This window comes from Kitasatospora sp. NPDC092039, assembly GCF_044756065.1.
GTDB lineage: Bacteria > Actinomycetota > Actinomycetes > Streptomycetales > Streptomycetaceae > Kitasatospora.
The window spans coordinates 16,898-35,556 of sequence record NZ_JBIVSD010000008.1 but is presented as its reverse complement, the minus strand read 5'-3'; the positions used below and the strand labels follow the sequence as shown (position 1 = coordinate 35,556).

Annotated in this window: 13 protein-coding genes; 5 read left to right on the top strand and 8 right to left on the bottom strand. The window is 75.7% G+C overall.

What is annotated here, in order from left to right; translation table 11 throughout:
* Window positions 1–36: 36 nt before the first annotated feature.
* Window positions 37–3,357, bottom strand: a complete 3,321-nt coding sequence (locus ACIQI7_RS17565) for an ATP-dependent helicase (RefSeq protein WP_401110573.1) — start codon at window positions 3,355–3,357, stop codon at window positions 37–39.
* A gap of 186 nt (window positions 3,358–3,543) precedes the next feature.
* Window positions 3,544–3,897 carry an MGMT family protein gene (locus tag ACIQI7_RS17560; RefSeq protein WP_401110570.1) on the bottom strand — a complete coding sequence of 118 codons (354 nt, stop codon included), beginning with the start codon at window positions 3,895–3,897 and terminating at the stop codon, window positions 3,544–3,546.
* Between the two features lie 135 nt (window positions 3,898–4,032).
* Between ACIQI7_RS17560 and ACIQI7_RS17555 the strand changes: the two genes are divergently transcribed.
* Window positions 4,033–6,726: a flippase-like domain-containing protein gene (locus tag ACIQI7_RS17555; RefSeq protein ID WP_401110568.1), complete on the top strand. Its 2,694-nt coding sequence runs from the start codon at window positions 4,033–4,035 to the stop codon at window positions 6,724–6,726.
* Between the two features lie 107 nt (window positions 6,727–6,833).
* On the opposite strand, the gene moeZ is transcribed toward ACIQI7_RS17555, so the two are convergent.
* The 5 genes from moeZ to ACIQI7_RS17530 form a co-directional block, all read right to left on the bottom strand.
* The gene (moeZ, locus tag ACIQI7_RS17550; RefSeq protein WP_401110565.1) at window positions 6,834–8,012 is read right to left on the bottom strand and encodes an adenylyltransferase/sulfurtransferase MoeZ; all 1,179 of its coding nucleotides are present in this window, start codon (window positions 8,010–8,012) and stop codon (window positions 6,834–6,836) included.
* 228 nt (window positions 8,013–8,240) lie between these two features.
* Window positions 8,241–9,230 carry an NAD-dependent epimerase/dehydratase family protein gene (locus ACIQI7_RS17545; RefSeq protein WP_401110562.1) on the bottom strand — a complete coding sequence of 330 codons (990 nt, stop codon included), beginning with the start codon at window positions 9,228–9,230 and terminating at the stop codon, window positions 8,241–8,243.
* A gap of 153 nt (window positions 9,231–9,383) precedes the next feature.
* Window positions 9,384–10,475: a hypothetical protein gene (locus ACIQI7_RS17540; RefSeq protein ID WP_401110559.1), complete on the bottom strand. Its 1,092-nt coding sequence runs from the start codon at window positions 10,473–10,475 to the stop codon at window positions 9,384–9,386.
* A complete protein-coding gene (locus ACIQI7_RS17535; protein ID WP_401110558.1) occupies window positions 10,475–12,244 on the bottom strand; it encodes a DUF3492 domain-containing protein in 1,770 nt (589 codons plus the stop codon). Before ACIQI7_RS17535 ends, ACIQI7_RS17540 begins: the two co-directional genes overlap by 1 nt.
* Before the next feature lie 540 nt (window positions 12,245–12,784).
* Window positions 12,785–13,687, bottom strand: a complete 903-nt coding sequence (locus tag ACIQI7_RS17530; protein WP_401110556.1) for an alpha/beta fold hydrolase — start codon at window positions 13,685–13,687, stop codon at window positions 12,785–12,787.
* Between the two features lie 222 nt (window positions 13,688–13,909).
* On the opposite strand from ACIQI7_RS17530, the gene ACIQI7_RS17525 reads away from it, so the two are divergent.
* From ACIQI7_RS17525 to ACIQI7_RS17515, 3 genes are all read left to right on the top strand, one after another.
* The gene (locus ACIQI7_RS17525; RefSeq protein ID WP_387749949.1) at window positions 13,910–14,572 is read left to right on the top strand and encodes a TetR/AcrR family transcriptional regulator; all 663 of its coding nucleotides are present in this window, start codon (window positions 13,910–13,912) and stop codon (window positions 14,570–14,572) included.
* 131 nt (window positions 14,573–14,703) lie between these two features.
* A complete protein-coding gene (locus tag ACIQI7_RS17520; RefSeq protein ID WP_401110553.1) occupies window positions 14,704–14,931 on the top strand; it encodes a DUF3107 domain-containing protein in 228 nt (75 codons plus the stop codon).
* Window positions 14,932–15,068: 137 nt separating this feature from the next.
* The gene (locus ACIQI7_RS17515; protein WP_401110550.1) at window positions 15,069–15,392 is read left to right on the top strand and encodes a hypothetical protein; all 324 of its coding nucleotides are present in this window, start codon (window positions 15,069–15,071) and stop codon (window positions 15,390–15,392) included.
* Window positions 15,393–15,432: 40 nt separating this feature from the next.
* Here the strand turns inward: ACIQI7_RS17515 and ACIQI7_RS17510 are convergent, their stop codons facing one another.
* The gene (locus ACIQI7_RS17510; protein ID WP_401110548.1) at window positions 15,433–16,161 is read right to left on the bottom strand and encodes a ferritin-like fold-containing protein; all 729 of its coding nucleotides are present in this window, start codon (window positions 16,159–16,161) and stop codon (window positions 15,433–15,435) included.
* A gap of 689 nt (window positions 16,162–16,850) precedes the next feature.
* Here ACIQI7_RS17510 and ACIQI7_RS17505 point away from each other — a divergent pair.
* On the top strand, window positions 16,851–18,659 hold a 1,809-nt coding region (locus ACIQI7_RS17505; protein ID WP_401110546.1), incomplete at its 3' end, for a DEAD/DEAH box helicase.

Genomic DNA, 18,659 nt, shown 5'->3' with positions numbered 1-18,659 from the left:
GGTCGGCCGCCCTCCCCGGGCCGACGGGTCGGGAGGCTACTCGACGAGCTGGGTGCCGTCGCGCTGGGCGGAGCAGCTGCGGCGGAAGGCGCAGCGGTCGCAGCCGCCGCCGGTCTGCGGGACGAAGCGCTCGGCGAGGACCTTCCCGGCCGCCTCGGCGAGCAGGTTCTCGATCCAGGGCTCGCCCTCCGGCGGCTCCTGCCGCTGCACCTTGGGGGCGTCCTGGGCGGCCTTGGCGGCGGGCTCGCGCAGGTGGACCAGTTCTGCGCCGCCGGTGTCCGGCGGGTGCCCGGTGAAGCCGGGCAGCTCGTCGAGGGCGCCGGCCCGGACGGCGAGCTGGTAGACGGCGAGCTGCTTGTGGTCGGGCAGCGACTTGTCGGTGGGTACCTGCTTGCCGGTCTTGAAGTCGACCACGTAGGCGCGCCCGGCCGCGTCCTTCTCGACCCGGTCCATCGAGCCGCGGATGCGCACCGAGACGCCGCCGACGTCGAGGGTGACGTCGAAGCCGTGCTCGGTGGCGACGAGGTCCCGGCCGCGCTCCAGGACGTGCCAGTTGAGGAAGCGCTCCAGGGCGGAGCGGGCCTCGGTCTTCTCCTGGTGGGACTTCCAGGGCGCGTCGAAGGCCAGCGCGTCCCAGACGGTGTCCAGCCGTTCCATGAGCACGGCGAGGTCGGCGGGGGTGCGGCCGGAGCCGACCTCGTCGGCGAGGGCGTGCACCACGTTGCCGAAGCCCTGGGCGGCCGAGCCCGCGCCGCGCGCCTTGACCTCCTTGTCCAGGAACCACTGCAGGGAGCAGCTCTCCAGCTGCTCCAGCCCGCTGCCGGAGAGCCGTACCGGCGCGTCGGCGCTGCGCAGCGGCTCGGGGGCGGAGGTCGGGTCGTCCAGGCCCCACCAGCGCTCGGGGCGGGCGGCGGGCACCAGCGGGGTCCCGTCCTCGTCGGTGGCGGCGGCGAGGGTGGCGAGCCGCTCGGCGGCGGCGCGGCGCAGTGCGGGCGAGCGGGCGGGGTCGACGGTGACGGCGCGCAGCTCGGCGACCAGCGCGGCGACGGACAGCGGGCGGCGCGGGCGGTGGGTGACGTCCTCGACGGTGACCGGCGGGGTGCGGCGGACCACCCTGCCGGTCCTGGGGTCGACGTCCTCGCGGTAGAGCTCGCGCAGGAAGCGGGACGGCTCGTCGCCGTCGTCGGCGGGGGCCTTGACGGCGGTGACGATCAGCCGTTCCTTGGCGCGGGTCGCGGCGACGTAGAAGAGCCGGCGCTCCTCGCCGAGCAGGGCGCCCGGGGAGAGCGGTTCGGCGAGGCCGTCGCGGCCGATCCGGTCGGCCTCCAGCAGGGAGCCGCGGCGGCGCAGGTCGGGCCAGAGGCCGTCCTGGACGCCGGCGACCACGACCAGGCGCCACTCCAGGCCCTTGGAGCGGTGGGCGGTCATCAGCCGCACCGCCTCGGGGCGCACGGCCCGGACGGTGAGGGTGTCGGCGGCGATGTCCTGGGCTTCGAGTTCGGCGAGCAGGTCCAGGGCGCTGCGGTGGCCGGTGACCTGCTCCTCGGCGCGGGCGGCGGTCTCGAACAGGGCGCACAGCGCGTCCAGGTCGCGGTCGGCGTTGCGGCCGGCCGCGCCGCCGCGCAGGGCGGACCGCTCCAGGCGCTCGCGCCAGCGGCGGCTGCCGTCCCACAGCTCCCAGAGCGCTTCCTCGGCGGTGCTGCCGCCGGCCAGCTGCTCGCGGACCTTGCGCAGCAGGGTGCCGAGGTCGCGGGCGCGGCGGGCGTACGAGGGGTCGAGGGCGACGAGGCGCTCGGGTTCGGCGAGGGCCTCGCGGATCAGTTCGCCGGCCGGGCGCGGGACGGTGGCGGGGCGGCCCGCGGCGCGCAGCGCAGCGCGTTCCTCCTCGCGCAGGGCACGGCCGAGGCGGCGCAGGTCGGAGCCGTCGAGGCCGCCGAGCGGGCCGGTGAGCAGGGCGTGCGCCAGATCGGTGGTGAGCGGGTCGGGGGCGTCCGGGTCTCCGTTGCGGTCCCGGGCGGCCTGCTCGGCGCAGACCCGCAGGGCGAGCAGCAGCTGGGCGACGGCCGGCTCCTCGCGCAGCGGCAGGTCGTCGCCGTCGATCTCCAGCGGGACGCCGGCCGCGCCGAGCGCCCGCCGCACGCCGGGGATGGAGCGGGCGCCGGCCCGGACGAGCACGGCCATCTCGCCCCAGGGCACGCCGTCCTCCAGGTGGGCGCGGCGCAGCAGGTCGGCGATCGAGTCCAGCTCGGCGCCGGGGGTCGGGTAGGTGTAGACCTCGACCCGGCCGCCCTCGCGGGAGGGCAGCAGGGCGCGGTGCTGGGCGAGCTTGTCGGCGGGCAGCCGGCCCATCGGCATCCGGCGGGCGATCTCCCGGGAGGCGGCGAGCAGCACGGCGCCGGAGCGGCGGGAGACCCGCAGCACCTTGACCTCGGCGGGGCTGCCGTCGGCCTGCCGGAAGGTCTGCGGGAAGTCGAGGATGCCGTTGATGTCGGCGCCGCGGAAGGCGTAGATCGACTGGTCCGGGTCGCCGACCGCGACGAGGTCGCGCCCGCCGCCGGCCAGTTGGCGCAGCAGCCGGACCTGGGAGGGGTCGGTGTCCTGGTACTCGTCGACGAAGACGACGTCGTAGCGCCGCCGCAGCTGTTCGCCGACCTCGGGGCGTTCGGCGAGGAGCACGGCGCGGTGGACGAGTTCGGCGTAGTCGAGGACGCCGCGCAGGTCGAGCACGTCGAGGTAGTCGGCCAGGAAGTGCGCGGCGGCGGCCCAGTCGGGGCGCTGGACGCCCTGGGCGAAGCGTTCCAGTTCGGCTTCGCCGAGGCCGAGCTCGCGGCTGCGGGCGAGGACGGCGCGGACCTCGTCGGCGAAGCCGCGGGTGGTCAGGCAGGCCCGCAGGTCCAGCGGCCAGGCGATCCGGCCCAGGCCGAGCCGGGCGTCCTCGGCGCCGCCGGCCAGCAGTTCGCGGACCATGACGTCCTGCTCGGGGCCGGAGAGCAGCCGCAGCGGCTCGGCGTAGTCCTCCGGGTCCTGGTGGGCGCGCAGCAGGGCGTAGCAGAAGGAGTGGAAGGTGGTGGCCTGCGGGGCGGCGGCCGAGCCGCCGAGCCGGCCGGACATCCGGTCGCGCAGTTCCGTCGCGGCCTTGCGGCTGAAGGTGAGGACGAGGATCCGCTCGGGGTCGGTGCCGTTCCCGATCCGCCGGGCGACGGCCTCGACCAGGGTGGTGGTCTTGCCCGTGCCCGGGCCGGCCAGCACCAGCAGCGGCCCGCCGGCGTGCTCGACCACGGCACGCTGGTAGGCGTCCAGCACGGGTGGGTCGGGCTGGACGAGGGGGCTGCGCACGAGCCGGTAGGGGGAGCTCACGCGCCCACCTCGCCACGCTCGGCAGGGGCGTTCGCCCGAGCGCGCCTGTCGGCGGCGCGCTCGCTTCGCTCACTCACTAAGACGGTCCTGGGGTCGAACGGTGGGCACGGCGGGGGCGGGCCCGTCGGGCCCGCCCGCATCGAGCCTACGATCCTGCCCCGTCAATCCCGACCGTGCGGCGGTTTCCTACGAAATCGGTTCGCCGTCCCAGCGGGCCCGCCTGAGGTCGATCCGGGGCGGGTCGGCGAGTTCGCGCAGCGGGGTGCCCTCCTCGCCGTAGTGGGCGAGGGCGCGCTGCTCGTGCCCGGGCAGCAGGCGGCCGTCCGCGCGGATCACCCGCCACCAGGGCACCGAGCCGCCGTACAGGGCCATCACCCGGCCGACCTGTCGGGGGCCGCCCTGGCCGAGGTACTCGGCGACGTCGCCGTAGGTCATCACCCGGCCGGGTGGAATCCGCTCGGTCAGGTCGAGCACCAGTTCGGCGAACGGCGGCAGGGCGCCCGGAGGACCGTCGTGTGTTGCGTCCGTCACCTGCGGCATTCTTCCCTACGGGGGCGCGCCCGGTGCCCCGTACGAACGATCCGCCGCGCCCGATCCGGCCCCTGTCCCGCACGGGGGGCCGGGGCATGCCACCATCTTCCGGGGCGGTGAGTGGTGATACGAGGACAAGACCAGATGACCGGGACGGCTGACGTGGGCGTGGACAAGGACTCCGACGAGTCCGCTGCGGCCGTGCCGTCGGCGCCCGGGAGCGGGAGCGAAGGGCGGCCCGAACCGGGGCCGACGCCGGAAGTCTCCCTGATCAAGGACCGGACGATCAAGACCCCCGCACCCCCGGCGGCGGAGCCGGCGGCCCCCGCCGCCCCGTCCGGCGACCACGACGCACTGGACGACGCCCCGCACCTGGACGTCGACGAGCCGCTGCTCGCCGCCCGCGCGCACCGCCCGTCCGACCTGATCCGCTTCCTGGCCGGCGTCCTCGGGATAGTCGCCGTCTTCGTGCTGGCCGGCATCGCCACCTCGACCACCACCGGCATCGAGCAGGACATCGCCTCCAACGCACCGCACTTCTCCGCGGTGTTCTCCACCCTCACCGGCCTGGTCTCCAGCGTCGCGGTGCTCGCCGTGCCGCTGGCCTTCGCCGTCGAGCGGCTGATCAAACGCGACGGCCTGCGGGTCGCCGACGGCGTGCTCGCCTCGGTGCTGGCGTACGGCGTCTCGCTCGGCATCGACTGGTGGGTGGCCGAAGGCGCCTCCGAGCACATCCGGGACGCGCTGACCCGGCTGCCGATGGACAGCAACGGCACCCTCACCGACCCGGTGCACGGCTACCTCGCCCCGGTGATCGCCTACATGACCGCCGTCGGCATGTCGAGCCGGCCGCGCTGGCGGGTCGCCCTGTGGGTGGTGGTGGTCTTCAGCGGGGTCACCGAGCTGCTCGGCGGCTACACCACCCCGCTGTCGCTGATGCTCACCGTGCTGATCGGCTGGTCCGTCGCCTACGGCACGCTGTACGCGATCGGCTCCCCCAACATCCGGCCCACCGGCCAGCACCTGATGATCGGCCTGCGCAAGGTCGGCTTCACCCCGGCCGGCGCCGTGCGCGCCCCCGACGCCCCCGGCGGCACCCGCCGCTACCACGTCACCCAGCAGGGCGGCCCCCCGCTGGACGTGCACATCATCGACCGCGAGCAGCAGGCCTCCGGCTTCTTCTACCGGGCCTGGCGGCGGCTGCGGCTGCGCTCGGTCGCGGTGCGCCGCAGCCCCCAGTCGCTGCGCCAGGCGCTGGAGCAGGAGGCCCTGATCGCGTACGCGGCGGCCGCCTCGGGCGCCTGCGCACCGCAGCTGGTCGCCACCTCCGAGCTCGGCCCGGACGCCGCGATCCTGGTGTACGAGAACGTCGAGGGCCGCACCCTGGACGAGCTGGCCGACGAGGAGGTCACCGACCCGGTCATGGCCTCGATCTGGCAGTCGGTGGCCGCCCTGCACGAGCGCCGGATCGCCCACCGCCGGCTCACCGGCGAGTCGCTGCTGGTGGTGGACGAGCGGACCGGCTGCCTGGTCAACCTGTCCGGCGGCGACATCGCCGCCACCGACCTGACCCTGCGGATCGACGTCGCCCAGCTGCTCACCACCTTCGCGCTGCGGATCGGCCCGGAGCGCGCCGTCGCCACCGCCAACGCGGTGCTCGGCGCCGAGCGGGTGGCCCAGGCGCTGCCGCTGCTCCAGCCGGTCGGCATGAGCCGCTCCACCCGGGTCGACCTCGCCAAGCTCACCAAGGAGCGCAAGGCCGCCGCGCGCGCCCGGGCGCTGGAGCAGGTCGCGGCCGGCGAGCGCACCCAGCAGCAGGCCGAGGAGGACATCGCGGCGGCCGGCGAGGACCTGCTGAGCCGCATCCGCGGCCAGATCCTCCAGATCGCCCCCGAGGCCCCGATGGCCCCGGCCAAGCTGGAACGGCTGAAGCCGAAGAGCCTGATCATGGTGATCGCGCTCACCTTCGCCGCCTACCTGGCCCTGACCACCATCAAGCCGGCCCAGCTGAAGCTCTCCCAGATGAACTGGGCCTGGGCCGCGGCCGCGCTGCTCGCCGCCGCCTTCAGCTACGTCGCCGCCGCGATGAGCCTGACCGGCTTCGTCCCGGAGCGGCTGCCGTTCCGGCGCACCGTCGCCGCCCAGCTGGCCGGCTCCTTCGTCAAGCTGGTCGCCCCCGCCGCGATCGGCGGCATCGCGCTCAACACCCGCTACCTGCAGAAGGCCGGCATCCGTTCCGGCCAGGCGGTGGCCTCGGTCGGCGCCTCCCAGCTGGCGGGCCTGGCCGGGCACCTGCTGCTGCTGTTCAGCTTCGGCCTGATCACCGGCAGCCAGACCAACGGGGACCTCTCCGCCTCCCGCGCGGTGATCATCGGTGTGCTGACCGCCGCCGTGCTCGCCCTGGTGGTGGCCGCCGTCGCGCCGCTGCGCCGGTTCGTCCTGGGCCGGCTGCGCTCGCTGTTCTTCGGCGTGGTGCCGCGGATGCTCGACCTGATGCAGACGCCCAGCAAGCTGGTCACCGGCTTCGGCGGCATCCTGCTGCTGACCCTCTCCTTCACCGCCTGCCTGGACTTCTCGGTGCAGGCCTTCGGCGGCGACGTCAGCTTCTCGGCCGTCGCGGTGGTCTTCCTGACCGCCAACGCGGCCGGCTCGGCGATCCCCACGCCCGGCGGCATCGGCCCGGTCGAGGTCGCCCTGATCGGCGCCCTGACCGTCGCGGACGTCTCCCCCACGATCGCCACCCCGGCGGTCTTCCTCTACCGGGCGCTGACCTTCTGGCTGCCGGTGCTGCCCGGCTGGATCTCCTACAACGTGCTCCAGCGCAGGAACGCCCTCTGAGCCGGCCCCCGTCCTCCTGAGCCTCCCGCGCCTGCCCGCGCCTCCCCGCGGAAACGGGAAGGGCCCGCCGGTCGGCGGGCCCTTCCCGTTTCCGCGGGGAGCGTCGGTCAGTAGACCGGCTTGTGCGGCTCGATCTGGTTCACCCAGCCGAGCACGCCGCCGCCCAGGTGCACGGCGTTGCTGAAGCCGGCGGCCTTCACCACGGCCAGCACCTCGGCCGAGCGCACGCCCGACTTGCAGTGCAGCACGATCTTCCGGTCCTGCGGCAGCTTCTCCAGCGCGTCGCCCATCAGGAACTCGTTCTTGGGGATCAGCACCGCGCCGGGGATGTTGACGATCTCGTACTCGCCGGGCTCGCGGACGTCGATGAGGTAGATGTCCTCCTTGTCGTCCTGCCACTGCTTGAGCTGCTGCGAGGTGACGGTCGAACCGGCGGCGGCGGCCTGCGCCTCCTCCGACACGACGCCGCAGAAGGCCTCGTAGTCGATCAGCTCGGTGACCGTCGGGTTCTCACCGCAGACGGCGCAGTTCGGGTCCTTGCGGACCTTCACCTGGCGGTAGTTCATCTCCAGGGCGTCGTAGATCATCAGCCGGCCGACCAGCGGGTCCCCGATGCCGGCCAGCAGCTTGATCGCCTCGTTGACCTGGATCGAGCCGATGGACGCGCACAGCACGCCCAGCACGCCGCCCTCGGCGCAGGAGGGGACCATGCCCGGCGGCGGCGCCTCCGGGTAGAGGCAGCGGTAGCAGGGGCCGTGCTCGGCCCAGAAGACGCTGGCCTGGCCGTCGAAGCGGTAGATCGAGCCCCACACGTACGGCTTGCCGAGCAGCACCGCTGCGTCGTTCACCAGGTAGCGGGTGGCGAAGTTGTCGGTGCCGTCCACGATCAGGTCGTAGCCGGAGAAGATCTCCATGACGTTGGAGTTGTCGAGGCGCTCCTCGTGCAGCACCACGTCCACGTACGGGTTGATCTCCTTGACCGAGTCGCGGGCCGACTCCGCCTTGGAGCGGCCGATGTCCGACTGGCCGTGGATCACCTGGCGCTGCAGGTTCGACTCGTCGACCACGTCGAACTCGACGATCCCCAGCGTGCCGACACCGGCGGCGGCCAGGTAGAGCAGGGCCGGCGAGCCGAGGCCCCCGGCGCCGACGCACAGCACCTTGGCGTTCTTCAGCCGCTTCTGGCCCGCCATGCCCACGTCCGGGATGATCAGGTGGCGGGAGTACCGGCGGACCTCGTCAACGGTGAGCTCGTCGGCCGGCTCGACCAGGGGTGGCAACGACACGGGGACTCCGATGGGTCTTGTTCGGATGGCCAGGGCCAACCTCGGTGTGGGGTTGTTGCTCCGCCACGCGGGTGGCTCTCTAGGCCAACAGTGTCACGTCCCCTCGCTATTCCGAGACAGCTCGTCCGATGGGCGAGACGGGCCGCGCCGGATCGTGGAACCGGCGACGGGGGCCCAGAAGGCGCCCCGAGCCCGTGGTTGACGGGCCCGGGGCACTGCGCGGCGCGCTCACACCCGGCAGGCCGTCTCCAGCCAGACGTCGCCGAGCGACTCCTCCAGCGGCACCTGCGTCCGCCATCCGAGACGGTCCCGGGCGGTGCGCACGTCCGCCTGCCGCCAGGGCACCGGCTCGCCCGGCACCGGCCTGCCCTCCGGGCGGTGCCCCTCCGGACGGTGCCCGGGCAGGTGGTGGCCGGGCAGGTGGTCGCCGCCCGCCCCGGCGGCCTGCGCGGGCAGCAGGACCTGCCGGTTCTCCTCGACGATCTGCCCCTCGAAGCCCGAGGCCCGCACCAGCAGCTGGGCCGCGTCCCGGGCCCGGACGGCGTGCCCGCTGCCGATGTTGACCACCCCGGTGGCGGCCGACACCGCGGCCGCCTGGATGGCCCGCGCGACGTCCCGCACGTCCACGAAATCCCGGTATCCGGACAGGTCCGGCATCCGCACCTGGTGCTCGTCCCGCTCCAGCGCCCGCCGCAGGCCCTCGGCCAGCCGCCCGAACAGCGAGGCGGTCGGCGCCCCCGGGCCCACCACGTCGAACACCCGCAGCACCGCCGCGTCCAGCCCGGAGGCCAGCACCAGCTCCGTCCCGGCCAGCTTGGACACCCCGTACGGGCCGACCGGCCGGGGCTCGGCCTGCTCGGACACCGGCACCCCGCCGGGCACCGGCCCGTACTCGGCGGCCGAGCCGACGTGCACCAGCCGGGCCGGCTCCCGGCTGCGCCGGATGGCCTCGCAGACGGTCGCGACGGCCAGCGTGTTCGCCCGGATCAGGGTGCGCGAGCTGCCGTAGGTGGCGCCCGCGCAGTTGATCACCACCTGCGGCGCGACCGCGTCCAGGAAGCGGGCCAGCGCGCCCGGGCTCCCGGTGGTCAGGTCGAAGCGGATGTCGGCCGAGTCGCGCCGGCCGAGCACCGTCACCTGCAACTCCTGGTCCATCAGCAGACGATCGGTGACCCGGCGGCCGATGAAGCCGTCGGCGCCCAGCAGCAGCACCCTCATCGGGGGTGTCCTTCCACGAAGCCAGCTCGGGACGACCTGGCGGACTGAGTTCAACGAACGGGACGAAAGCGGGGATCACACGGCGGATCCCGGGGTGGATCGACGGGGTGGACGGGCGGAGCCGTCTCGGGGGGGCGGCTCGGCAGGCGGCGCTCAGCGGTGCGAGCCGGCCCGGCCGAGCACCGCCCCGGCGTACGCCAGCAGCGCCACCGCGACGGTGCCGCCGCCGAGCAGCCAGGCCTCCGGGGCGGAGCGCCCCAGGGCCAGCGGCCCGAGCACCGCGGCGGCCCCGGCCGACGCCCCCGCCGCGGCGGCCGCCGTCCGGCCGCACCGCGCCAGCAGCACCGGCAGGACCAGCAGCAGGCCCAGCACGCCCTGCACCGCCCACTGGGCGGGGCCGGCCCGCTCGGCCGCCAAGTGCAGCAGCCCGCCGCCGTGGCCCGGCCCCGGGCGCGGCGCGACCACGGCCAGTACGGCCAGCGCGGCGAAGCTCAGCGCCCCGAGCACCGCCAGGTGCAGGGCCAGCGCGACCGGGAGCACCGGCCGCATCCGGGCCCGGAACTCGGCCAGGGTGCCGGCCACGCCCAGGTGGCCGCGGCCGACCTGCCGGTACCAGCGGGCCGCCCGCTCGGCCGACCCGGCCGACACCGCCGCCGCCAGCACCAGCGCGACGGCCGGCGGGCGGTCCCCGCCCGGCGCGGCCGACGGGAGCAGCAGCAGCGCGGCCAGGCCCAGCCCGTGGCCCAGCGCCGCCGGCCGCAGCCGGGAACCGGGGCGCGGCGCGGGCTCGGGCGGCGGCCCCAGGGCGGGCCCCGGCGCGGCCGGCGGGCGGACCGGCCCGGCGCACGGCGGTGGAGGCGGCGCGGTCAGCGCGGGCAGCAGCACCAGCGGGACGGCGGCGGACAGCAGCACCGGCCAGCGCGGACCGAGCGCGGCCACCCCGGTGCAGGGCAGCACGGCCAGCGCGGCGGCGGTCAGGGCGGCCCGGGCGGCGGCCCCGCGCGGCGGCGGCTCCGCGGGCCCGGGCGGCGGCGGGCGGCGGGGCACCCGGGCGTACAGCTCCTCGGCCAGCGCGAACAGGTCGGCGTGCCGGCAGCGGGCGGCGGTGTCCGGGCCGAGCCCGGCCTCCTCCAGTCCGGCGGCGATCTCCAGCGGGTCGACGGCGCGCTCGCACAGCTCGCGGTGCTCCGCCATCACCTCGCGCACCGGGTCCGCGCCGGCGCCGAGCAGGGTGTCGCCGGACATCAGACGGCCTCCGCGAGTTCGGCCGGCCGCCCGGCCGGCTCCCGCACGCCGTCCGCCCCCGGGCTCGTGTCCTGCGCGTTCCCGTCCCGCGGGGTGCCGCCGCCGCGCGGGCCGTCGGCCAGCCAGTACTCGGCGGGTCGGGCGAACGGACGCGGCGCGGGGCCGTCCTCGGCGCCGGGGAACGCCGGGTACCGCGAGACCAGCTCCAGGTAGATCTCCCGGAAGGCGTCGATCACCGGCTCCACGGCGAAGCGTTCCTGCGCGCGCAGCCGCCCGGCCAGCCCGAGCCTGGCCCGCCGTTCCTCGTCGCGCAGCAGTGCGAGGCAGGCGCCGGCCAGGGCGCGCGGATCGCGGGCGGGCACCAGCAGTCCGGTCGGCCCGACCGCCTCGCGGGCCACCCCGACGTCGGTGGAGACCACCGCCCGGCCGCTGAGCATGGCGTCCACGAGCAGCCGGGCGCTGCGCTGGGAGCGCCCCGAGAAGACCGCCACGGTGCCCGTCTCCCAGGCCTCGGCGAGCGAGCCGGGCCGCCCGGCGAACTCCACCGCCGGAGCCGCCCCCAGCCGTTCGGCCACCGCCGCGCAGTGCGCCCGGTAGCCGGGCGCCGTCTCCTCGCCGTACACCACCAGCCGGGCGTCGGGCAGGTCGGCGCGGACCCGGGCGAAGGCGTGCAGCGCGAGTTCCGGGTCCCGGCCCGGCTCCAGCGCGCCCGCCCACACCAGGGTCGGTGCCGCGGGCTCGGGCCCGGCGGCCGGGCGGTCCACCGCCGGCGTGCCCTCGTGCACCACCCGGGTGCGAGCCGGGTCGGCGCCGCAGCGGTGCTGCCACCGCTGGTCGTGGGCGCTGCCGGGGGTGAGTACCGCGGCCTGCCGGTAGGTCTCCCCGGTGAGCGCCCGGAAGAAGGACAGCAGCAGGGCGCGCACCGGCCAGCGGTACGGCGCCTCGTGACTCGCCCACTCGCCTCCGGGCGCTCGGACCCGGCGCCGACGGTCGTCGTTCCGGTGCTCGTCCCTCACGTGCCGCTCGCCCTCCTTGCCCGCCACCGGGCAGCAGGGGCCCACCCTTTCGGCACCGGCGCGCCCTTCGGCTCGGAGCGGCCGGACGAGGTACTGCTCGCGCAGGTGCGGGCCGTGCTCGGTGACCACGAACGGCACTCCGTGCAGGTGCCGGGCCACCAGGGCGGGCAGTGCGGCCGGGCCGCCGCCGACCACGTGGCACAGGTCGACCGCGCCCAGGCCGCCGGGGCCGGTGCCGTACCAGGGCGCGGACAGTGGGCGCAGGCACTGCTCCAGCAGGTCCGCCGCGACCAGCACGTCGCGGACCAGCGGCTGCCCGGCGGAGGTGTCCGCGCCGGGCAGCCGCCAGATCCGTTCCAGCAGTCGGCGGGCGTGCGCGGAGGCCAGGAAGGCGGGCAGCGCGCCGTCCTCCCGGGCGAGCGCCGCCAGCCGGTACAGCCCGGGTCCGAAGCCGGCTCTCTCCCCCGGCAGCACCAGCGCCCGCACCAGTCGTTCGTACGCCCCGGCGTACCGGCGTCTGCGCACCGCGCCCGGGGCCCGGCCACCCGGCCGGCGTCCCCACAGCGCCAGCTCGTGGGTGCCGTGCCAGAGGGGCGACGGCCGGTCCGCGGCGCCGTCCGGGGCTTCCCGGCCGGTCAGCAGGTACCGCTCGAACGCGTGCTCCGGCAGGCCCGCGGCCAGCCGCTCGCACCAGCCTCCGGCGCCACGCTGGGAATGCGGACGGGCACCCTCGGTGAGCAGGGCAACGCGCACGGGAGACCTCCAGGGCAGAGCGGTTTCGCTGGGCGGGATCGCGGACGGATCGACGGGTTTCCGGGCGGCCCGGGCGGTCGCCCGGTGCGGCCCGCACGGCGGCGGGGACGGTCGGGGGAGGGGCCGGTCGCCCGGGCCGGCGCCGCGGTGCCTGCGGGCGGCCCGCCGGCGGCCCGGTCGCGGACGCGCCGCGCTCCGTTCCCCCGGGCACCCGCCCGCTCCGGCGGTCGGGCCCGACCCGCCGGGACCCCTCGGCCGCGGCCGCCCTCCGGTCCCTCCGGCGGCCGCGACTCCCCCACACCTGTTCGGTCCGACAGCAGAAAGGTAGGACCGGCCCGGGCCGATCCATCGGTCACATGCCTGCCTGCCACCTGATCGAGTGAACCGCCGTGACCTCGGCCCCGGCCGGGGCGTTACCGGGCGGTATGCGCGGCCGCCCGCGCGGCCCGCCCGGGCGCGCGGTCGGTCCGGCCCCGGCGCGCCCTGAGCCCCCGCGGCGCGTCTTCGGGCGACGGCGCGCAATCGGCCCGCGGTGCGTGCTCAGCCCGTGGCGCGCGCGATCAGCTCCCGCACCGCCCGGGCGACCTGGTCGGGGTGCTCCATCATCGCCACGTGCCCGGACTCCGGCAGCACCAGCAGCCGGGCGTCCGCGAAGGCCGCGCAGGCGCGGCGGGCCGAACGGTAGGAGACCAGCTTGTCGCGCAGCCCGTACACCAGCAGCACCGGCGCCGCGACCTGCTCGGCCTGCCGCCACAGCGCCTGGTCGCCGCGCTCGGTGTACGCCGAGACGATGCCGCGGGCCGAGCCGACCAGCGCCTGCATCGCGTGCGGCACCTCCAGCCGGCGCCGGTAGTCGGCCACCGCCTGGGCCCGGGCCGCCGGGCTCAGGGCGCCCGGGTCGCCGTAGACCAGCCGCAGCAGGTCCTCGGTGGCCGCCTCGGCGTCGCGCCCGCCCGCCGACAGGCGGCGCAGCACCGCGGGCACCCCGGGCACCGCGAGCAGGCCGGTCGGCCAGGCCGAGCGCTGCGGGGGCAGCTCGGGCAGGGCCGGGGAGACCAGCGTGAGGCTGCGCACCAGGTCCGGGCGCAGGGCCGCCAGCCGGACGGCGACGGCGCCGCCCAGGGAGTTGCCGAACAGGTGGACCGGGCCGCGGCCGGCCGCCTCCAGGTAGCCGATCACCGCGCGGACGTGGCCGGAGACGGTGAGGTTGCCGTCGGCGGGCGGGTGCGAGCGGCCGAAGCCGGGCAGGTCCACGGCCTCGCCGTCGATCTGCCCGGAGAGCCGGTCCATCAGGGCCTGCCAGTTGGCGGCCGAGCCGCCGAGGCCGTGTACGAAGAGCCCGGGCTCGCGCCCGCCGGGGGCGCCGTCGGCGGCGGGGCGGTGCACCGCGAGCACCGCGCCGGGGACCTCGACCGTACGTACCTGCTGCTCAGCGCTGCTCATGGTGGACGATGGTAGTGAGCCCCGGCCGGAGACCCCCGGGGTGGTCCGGCCGTCGGCCGCCTCCGTCGCACCACTGCCGAGGCCGAGGTCAGCGCCGTATTGTGGGCTCCTGACAACCAGGCCGATCGTCTTTTCTCGCCTTCGCCGAACGCGGGCGCGGTTACCGAAAAGTAGAATCGGCTCTCTTGCCAGCAGCGAACAGACCCCGAAGTGAGGAGCGCCGTGACGGCCATCCAGGAGGCGCAGGAGCGCCCGCGCGGTGCCCGCCTGCCGCGAAGCGCCCGCCGTGAACAACTGCTCGGTGCCGCCCAGGAGGTGTTCGTCGCGCAGGGCTACCACGCGGCCGCCATGGACGACATCGCCGACCGCGCCGGGGTGAGCAAGCCGGTGCTCTACCAGCACTTCCCCGGGAAGCTGGAGCTCTACCTGGCGCTGTTGGACAAGCACTGCGACGCCCTGGTCGAGTCGACCCGCGAGGCGCTGTCGACCACGAACGACAACAAGCAGCGGGTGGCCAACACCATGGAGGCGTACTTCAACTACGTCTCCAGCGAGTCCGGCGCCTTCCGACTGGTCTTCGAGTCGGACCTGACCAACGAGCCGGCCGTGCGCGAGCGGGTCGAGCGGGCCTCCGAGGCGAGCGCGACGCTGGTCAGCAAGGTGATCCAGGAGGACACCGACCTGCCCGAGGCGGAGTCCAAGCTGCTCGCCGCCGGGGTCTGCGGCCTGGCCCAGATCACAGCCCGGTACTGGCTCTCGCAGGGCCTGGAGATCCCCCGCGACGAGGCGGTGCGGCTGGTCGCCAGCCTGTCCTGGCGCGGCCTGAAGGGCTTCCCGATGCACCCGGGCGAGCAGTCCGGCGAGGGCGCCGCCCACCAGGGCTGATCCGCCGACCTTCGCCTGGCCGGGGATCCGGTGCTCTATGGTGAAGCCGTACGGCACGGTCGCCGCGAACGCTTGTCCCAGGCGGTCCGGTGCCCGTGCATGGAGGCTGCAACCCCGGAGGGACGGAAGCCGTGGAGGTCAAGATCGGCGTGCAGAACGCGCCTCGCGAGATCGTGATCGAGAGCTCGCAGACTGCCGATGAGGTCCAGAGCGCGGTCGCCAAGGCGCTGGAGGGCTCGGAGAAGATCTTCGCGCTGTCCGACGAGCACGGCCGCCGCATCATCGTCCCGGCCGAGCGCCTGGCGTACGTGGAGATCGGCGAGCAGGCCGCCCGCAAAGTCGGCTTCGGCACCACCTGAGGCGCCCGCCGCACGGATCGTCCGGTGCCCCGTTCCCGCGAGGGAGCGGGGCACCGTCGCGTGTAGGGCCGGGTGGGGCGGGGTACGGCGAGGGGTGCGGCGCCGGTGCCGCACGCCCGTTCCCCCGGGAGGCAGTCTTGCTGGTCGAGTCGATCGCCTTCGCCCTCGTCGGCCTGGTCACGGCCGGTGCCGCCCTGCTGGCCCTGCCCGCGTACTTCCGGGCCGCCCGGGCCCTGGTCCTGGGCACCGCGCTGGCGGCGGCCATGGTCGGCGGGGTGGTCGCGCACTTCACCGTGGAGGGGCGCCAGCCGGCGGTGTCCGTGGCGGCCGCGGCGGTGGCCGCGGGCGTGCTCACCTCGCTGCTGGCCCGGCCGGACCTCGCCGCCGGGCGCGCCCCGGCGCACCGGCACCACCCGCACCGGTCGGGCGCCCACCGCGCCCGGCGGCACCGGGCGGCCTGAGGCCCTCCCGGCAGCCGGGCCGAAGCGCCGGGAGCGAGAGTCAGGAGGCCAGGCCGAGGGCGGCCATCCGCCGGGTGTGCGCCTCGGTGATCCGGTTGAACATCTTGCCGACCTCGACCAGGTCGAAGCCCTGCACCTGGACGCCGCCGACCAGCAGGTTGGACAGCGCGTCGCGCTCGGCGACCACCCGCTGGGCCTGGCTGAGCGCCTCGCCCATCAGCCGCCGGCCCCACAGGGCGAGCCGGCCGCCGGCCCGGGGGTCGGCCCCGATGGCCTGGCGGACCTTGTCGACGGCGAACTCGGCGTGACCGGTGTCGGACATCACGCTCAGCACCAGGTCGCGGGTGTCGTCGTCCAGCCGGACGGCCACCTCGCGGTAGAAGTCGGTCGCGATGGCGTCGCCGACGTAGGCCTTGACCAGGCCCTCCAGCCAGTCGGAGGGCGCCGTCATCCGGTGGAACAGCTCCAGCGGCTCGACGAACGGCCGCATCGCCTCCTGCGGGTCGGCGCCGATCTCGGCGAGCCGGTCGTGCAGCCGCTGGTAGTGCTGGAACTCGGCGGACGCCATCCGGGCCAGCGCAGCCTTGTCGGCGAGGTCGGGCGCCAGCTTGGCGTCCTCGGCGAGCCGCTCGAAGGCGCTCAGCTCGCCGTACGCGAGCGCGCCGAGCAGGTCCAGCACCGCCGCCCGGTACCCGGGGTCGGCCGAGCACGCGGCCCAGTCCCCGATCGAGCCGGCCGCCCCGTCCTGCGTCTCACCATGGGTCTCCATGACCCGCAACCTTAGTCCCGCCGGCCCCCGCGCCCCAGCACCGGGCACGCCCGGTGACCGGCCGGACCGGGCGGTCCGGTGGCGGTTGCCGGGGGCAATGTCAGACGCGTCACGTGTTCGAGTCGTCGCCTGACTGTATGGTGGTACGGAGCCCGTCGTGTTCGCATGGTGTCACCGCCGTCTCGGTACCCCGCGCGGACCCCCGTAGCGTCACCGTCCAGCCGGACGTGTCCGCGCCGGAGGCACGGGTACTCACGTACGCGGATGCCCGGTCGGAGAGCCGATCGGCTCCGACCATGGCTTGGACTTCAAGCCTTGGCACCGCATCAGTGGCCGAGCGAGGGCCGCCGAGACCACGCCCCGAGGCGGAGGTCCCGCGCAGGTCCCTCACGGGAACTCTCCCCGACGCCGCCGGCGACGCGCCCCGCACAGGGCAGCGCGCACCGGCCGGCCGCAGGGACCGGCGCGGTTGTGCGTCCGCGCAGCTGTATCAGGGCCGCCCAGGCCCGTAGGCAGCCGCGCGGTTGCCCGCCCGCCGCTCGCTCTCGGCCCCTCCACACGGAAGAGGCAGCACCCTGTCCACCACCGCTGAACCCATCAAGACGACCTTCCGCGACCTGGGGATCCTCCCGGAGACCGCCGAGGCACTCGAGGCCGTCGGCATCGTCCACCCCTTCCCCATCCAGGAGATGACCCTCCCGGTCGCGCTGACCGGCCACGACGTCATCGGCCAGGCCAAGACCGGCACCGGCAAGACCCTCGGCTTCGGCCTCCCGCTGATCGAGCGGGTCGTCGTGCGCGCCGACGTGGACGCCGGCCGGGCCACCGAGGAGCAGCTCTCCGAGGCCCCGCAGGCGCTGATCGTCGTCCCGACCCGCGAGCTCTGCACCCAGGTCACCAACGACCTCCAGACCGCGGGCAAGGTCCGCGACGTGCGCGTCCTCGCCGTCTACGGCGGCCGGGCGTACGAACCGCAGGTGGAGGCGCTCACCAAGGGCGTCGACATCGTGGTCGGCACCCCGGGCCGGCTGCTCGACCTGGCCGGGCAGAAGAAGCTGAACCTGTCCAAGGTCCGCGCGCTGGTCCTGGACGAGGCCGACGAGATGCTCGACCTGGGCTTCCTGCCCGACGTCGAGAAGATCATCACCATGCTGCCCGCCAAGCGGCAGACCCTGCTGTTCTCGGCCACCATGCCGGGCCAGGTCATCAACCTCGCCCGCCGGTACATGAGCCAGCCGACCCACATCCGGGCCACCGCCCCGGACGACACCGGCACGACCGTCGCCAACACCGAGCAGCACATCTTCCGTGCGCACTCGCTGGACAAGGTCGAGATGGTCTCGCGCATCCTCCAGGCCGACGGCCGCGGGCTGGCGATGATCTTCTGCCGCACCAAGCGCACCGCCGCCGACGTCTCCGACCAGCTGACCCAGCGCGGCTTCGCCGCCGGCGCGGTCCACGGCGACCTCGGCCAGGGCGCCCGCGAGCAGGCCCTGCGGGCCTTCCGCAACGGCAAGGTCGACGTGCTGGTCTGCACCGACGTGGCCGCCCGCGGCATCGACGTCGAGGGCGTCACCCACGTCATCAACTACCAGTGCCCCGAGGACGAGAAGACCTACCTGCACCGGATCGGCCGCACCGGCCGGGCCGGCGCCTCGGGCACCGCCGTCACCCTGGTCGACTGGGACGACATCCCGCGCTGGCAGCTGATCAACAAGGCGCTGGACCTGCCGTTCAACGACCCGGAGGAGACCTACTCCACCTCGGCGCACCTGTACGAGCTGCTGAAGATCGCGCCGGGCACCAAGGGCGTCCTGCCGCGCTCGGAGCGGACCCGCGCCGGGCTCAACGCGGAGGAGGTCGAGGACCTCGGCGAGACCGGTGGACGCGGCGCCCGTTCGGGCCGCGCCGGCGGTCGCGGTGGTCGCGGTGGCCAGGGCGGTCAGGGCGGCTCCGGCCGTCCGGGCGCCGGTGCCGCGGCGGCCGAGACCGAGGAGCAGAAGCCGCGCCGCACCCGTGAGCGCCGCCGCACCCGTCGGGGCTCGGCGGTCGGCGCCGAGGGCGAGGCCGCTGCCGCCGTGACCGAGGCCGCCGTGGCGGCTCCGGCCGTCGAGGGTGCCGAGGGCGAGGCCGCGCCGCGCCGTCGCCGTCGCCGCTCGCGCGGCGGTGCCGCCGCTGCCGAGGCCGTGGCGGCGGTCGAGGCGGCTCCGGTCGCCGAGGCCGTCGTGGCCGAGGCCGTGACGGTCGTCAAGGCCGCCGTCGAGGCGGTCACCCCGGCCGCCGAGGAGGCCGCCGAGGCCCCGGCTCCGGCGAAGAAGGCCACCCGCACCCGGACCCGCAAGCCCAAGGCGGAGGCCGTCGAGGCCGCTGCCCCGGCCGCCGAGGCCGCCGTCGAGGCGGCCGCCCCGGCCGCCGAGGAGGCCGCCGAGGCCCCGGCTCCGGCGAAGAAGGCCACCCGCACCCGGACCCGCAAGCCCAAGGCGGAGGCCGTCGAGGCC

Bases quoted from the DNA above. Each gene is read 5' to 3' on its own strand.
- ACIQI7_RS17545 (WP_401110562.1), bottom strand. From the start codon at position 9,230: ATGAGGGTGCTGCTGCTGGGCGCCGACGGCTTCATCGGCCGCCGGGTC.
- ACIQI7_RS17530 (WP_401110556.1), bottom strand. From the start codon at position 13,687: ATGAGCAGCGCTGAGCAGCAGGTACGTACGGTCGAGGTCCCCGGCGCG.
- ACIQI7_RS17540 (WP_401110559.1), bottom strand. From the start codon at position 10,475: ATGTCCGGCGACACCCTGCTCGGCGCCGGCGCGGACCCGGTGCGCGAG.
- ACIQI7_RS17560 (WP_401110570.1), bottom strand. From the start codon at position 3,897: ATGCCGCAGGTGACGGACGCAACACACGACGGTCCTCCGGGCGCCCTG.
- ACIQI7_RS17555 (WP_401110568.1), top strand. From the start codon at position 4,033: ATGACCGGGACGGCTGACGTGGGCGTGGACAAGGACTCCGACGAGTCC.
- ACIQI7_RS17510 (WP_401110548.1), bottom strand. From the start codon at position 16,161: ATGGAGACCCATGGTGAGACGCAGGACGGGGCGGCCGGCTCGATCGGG.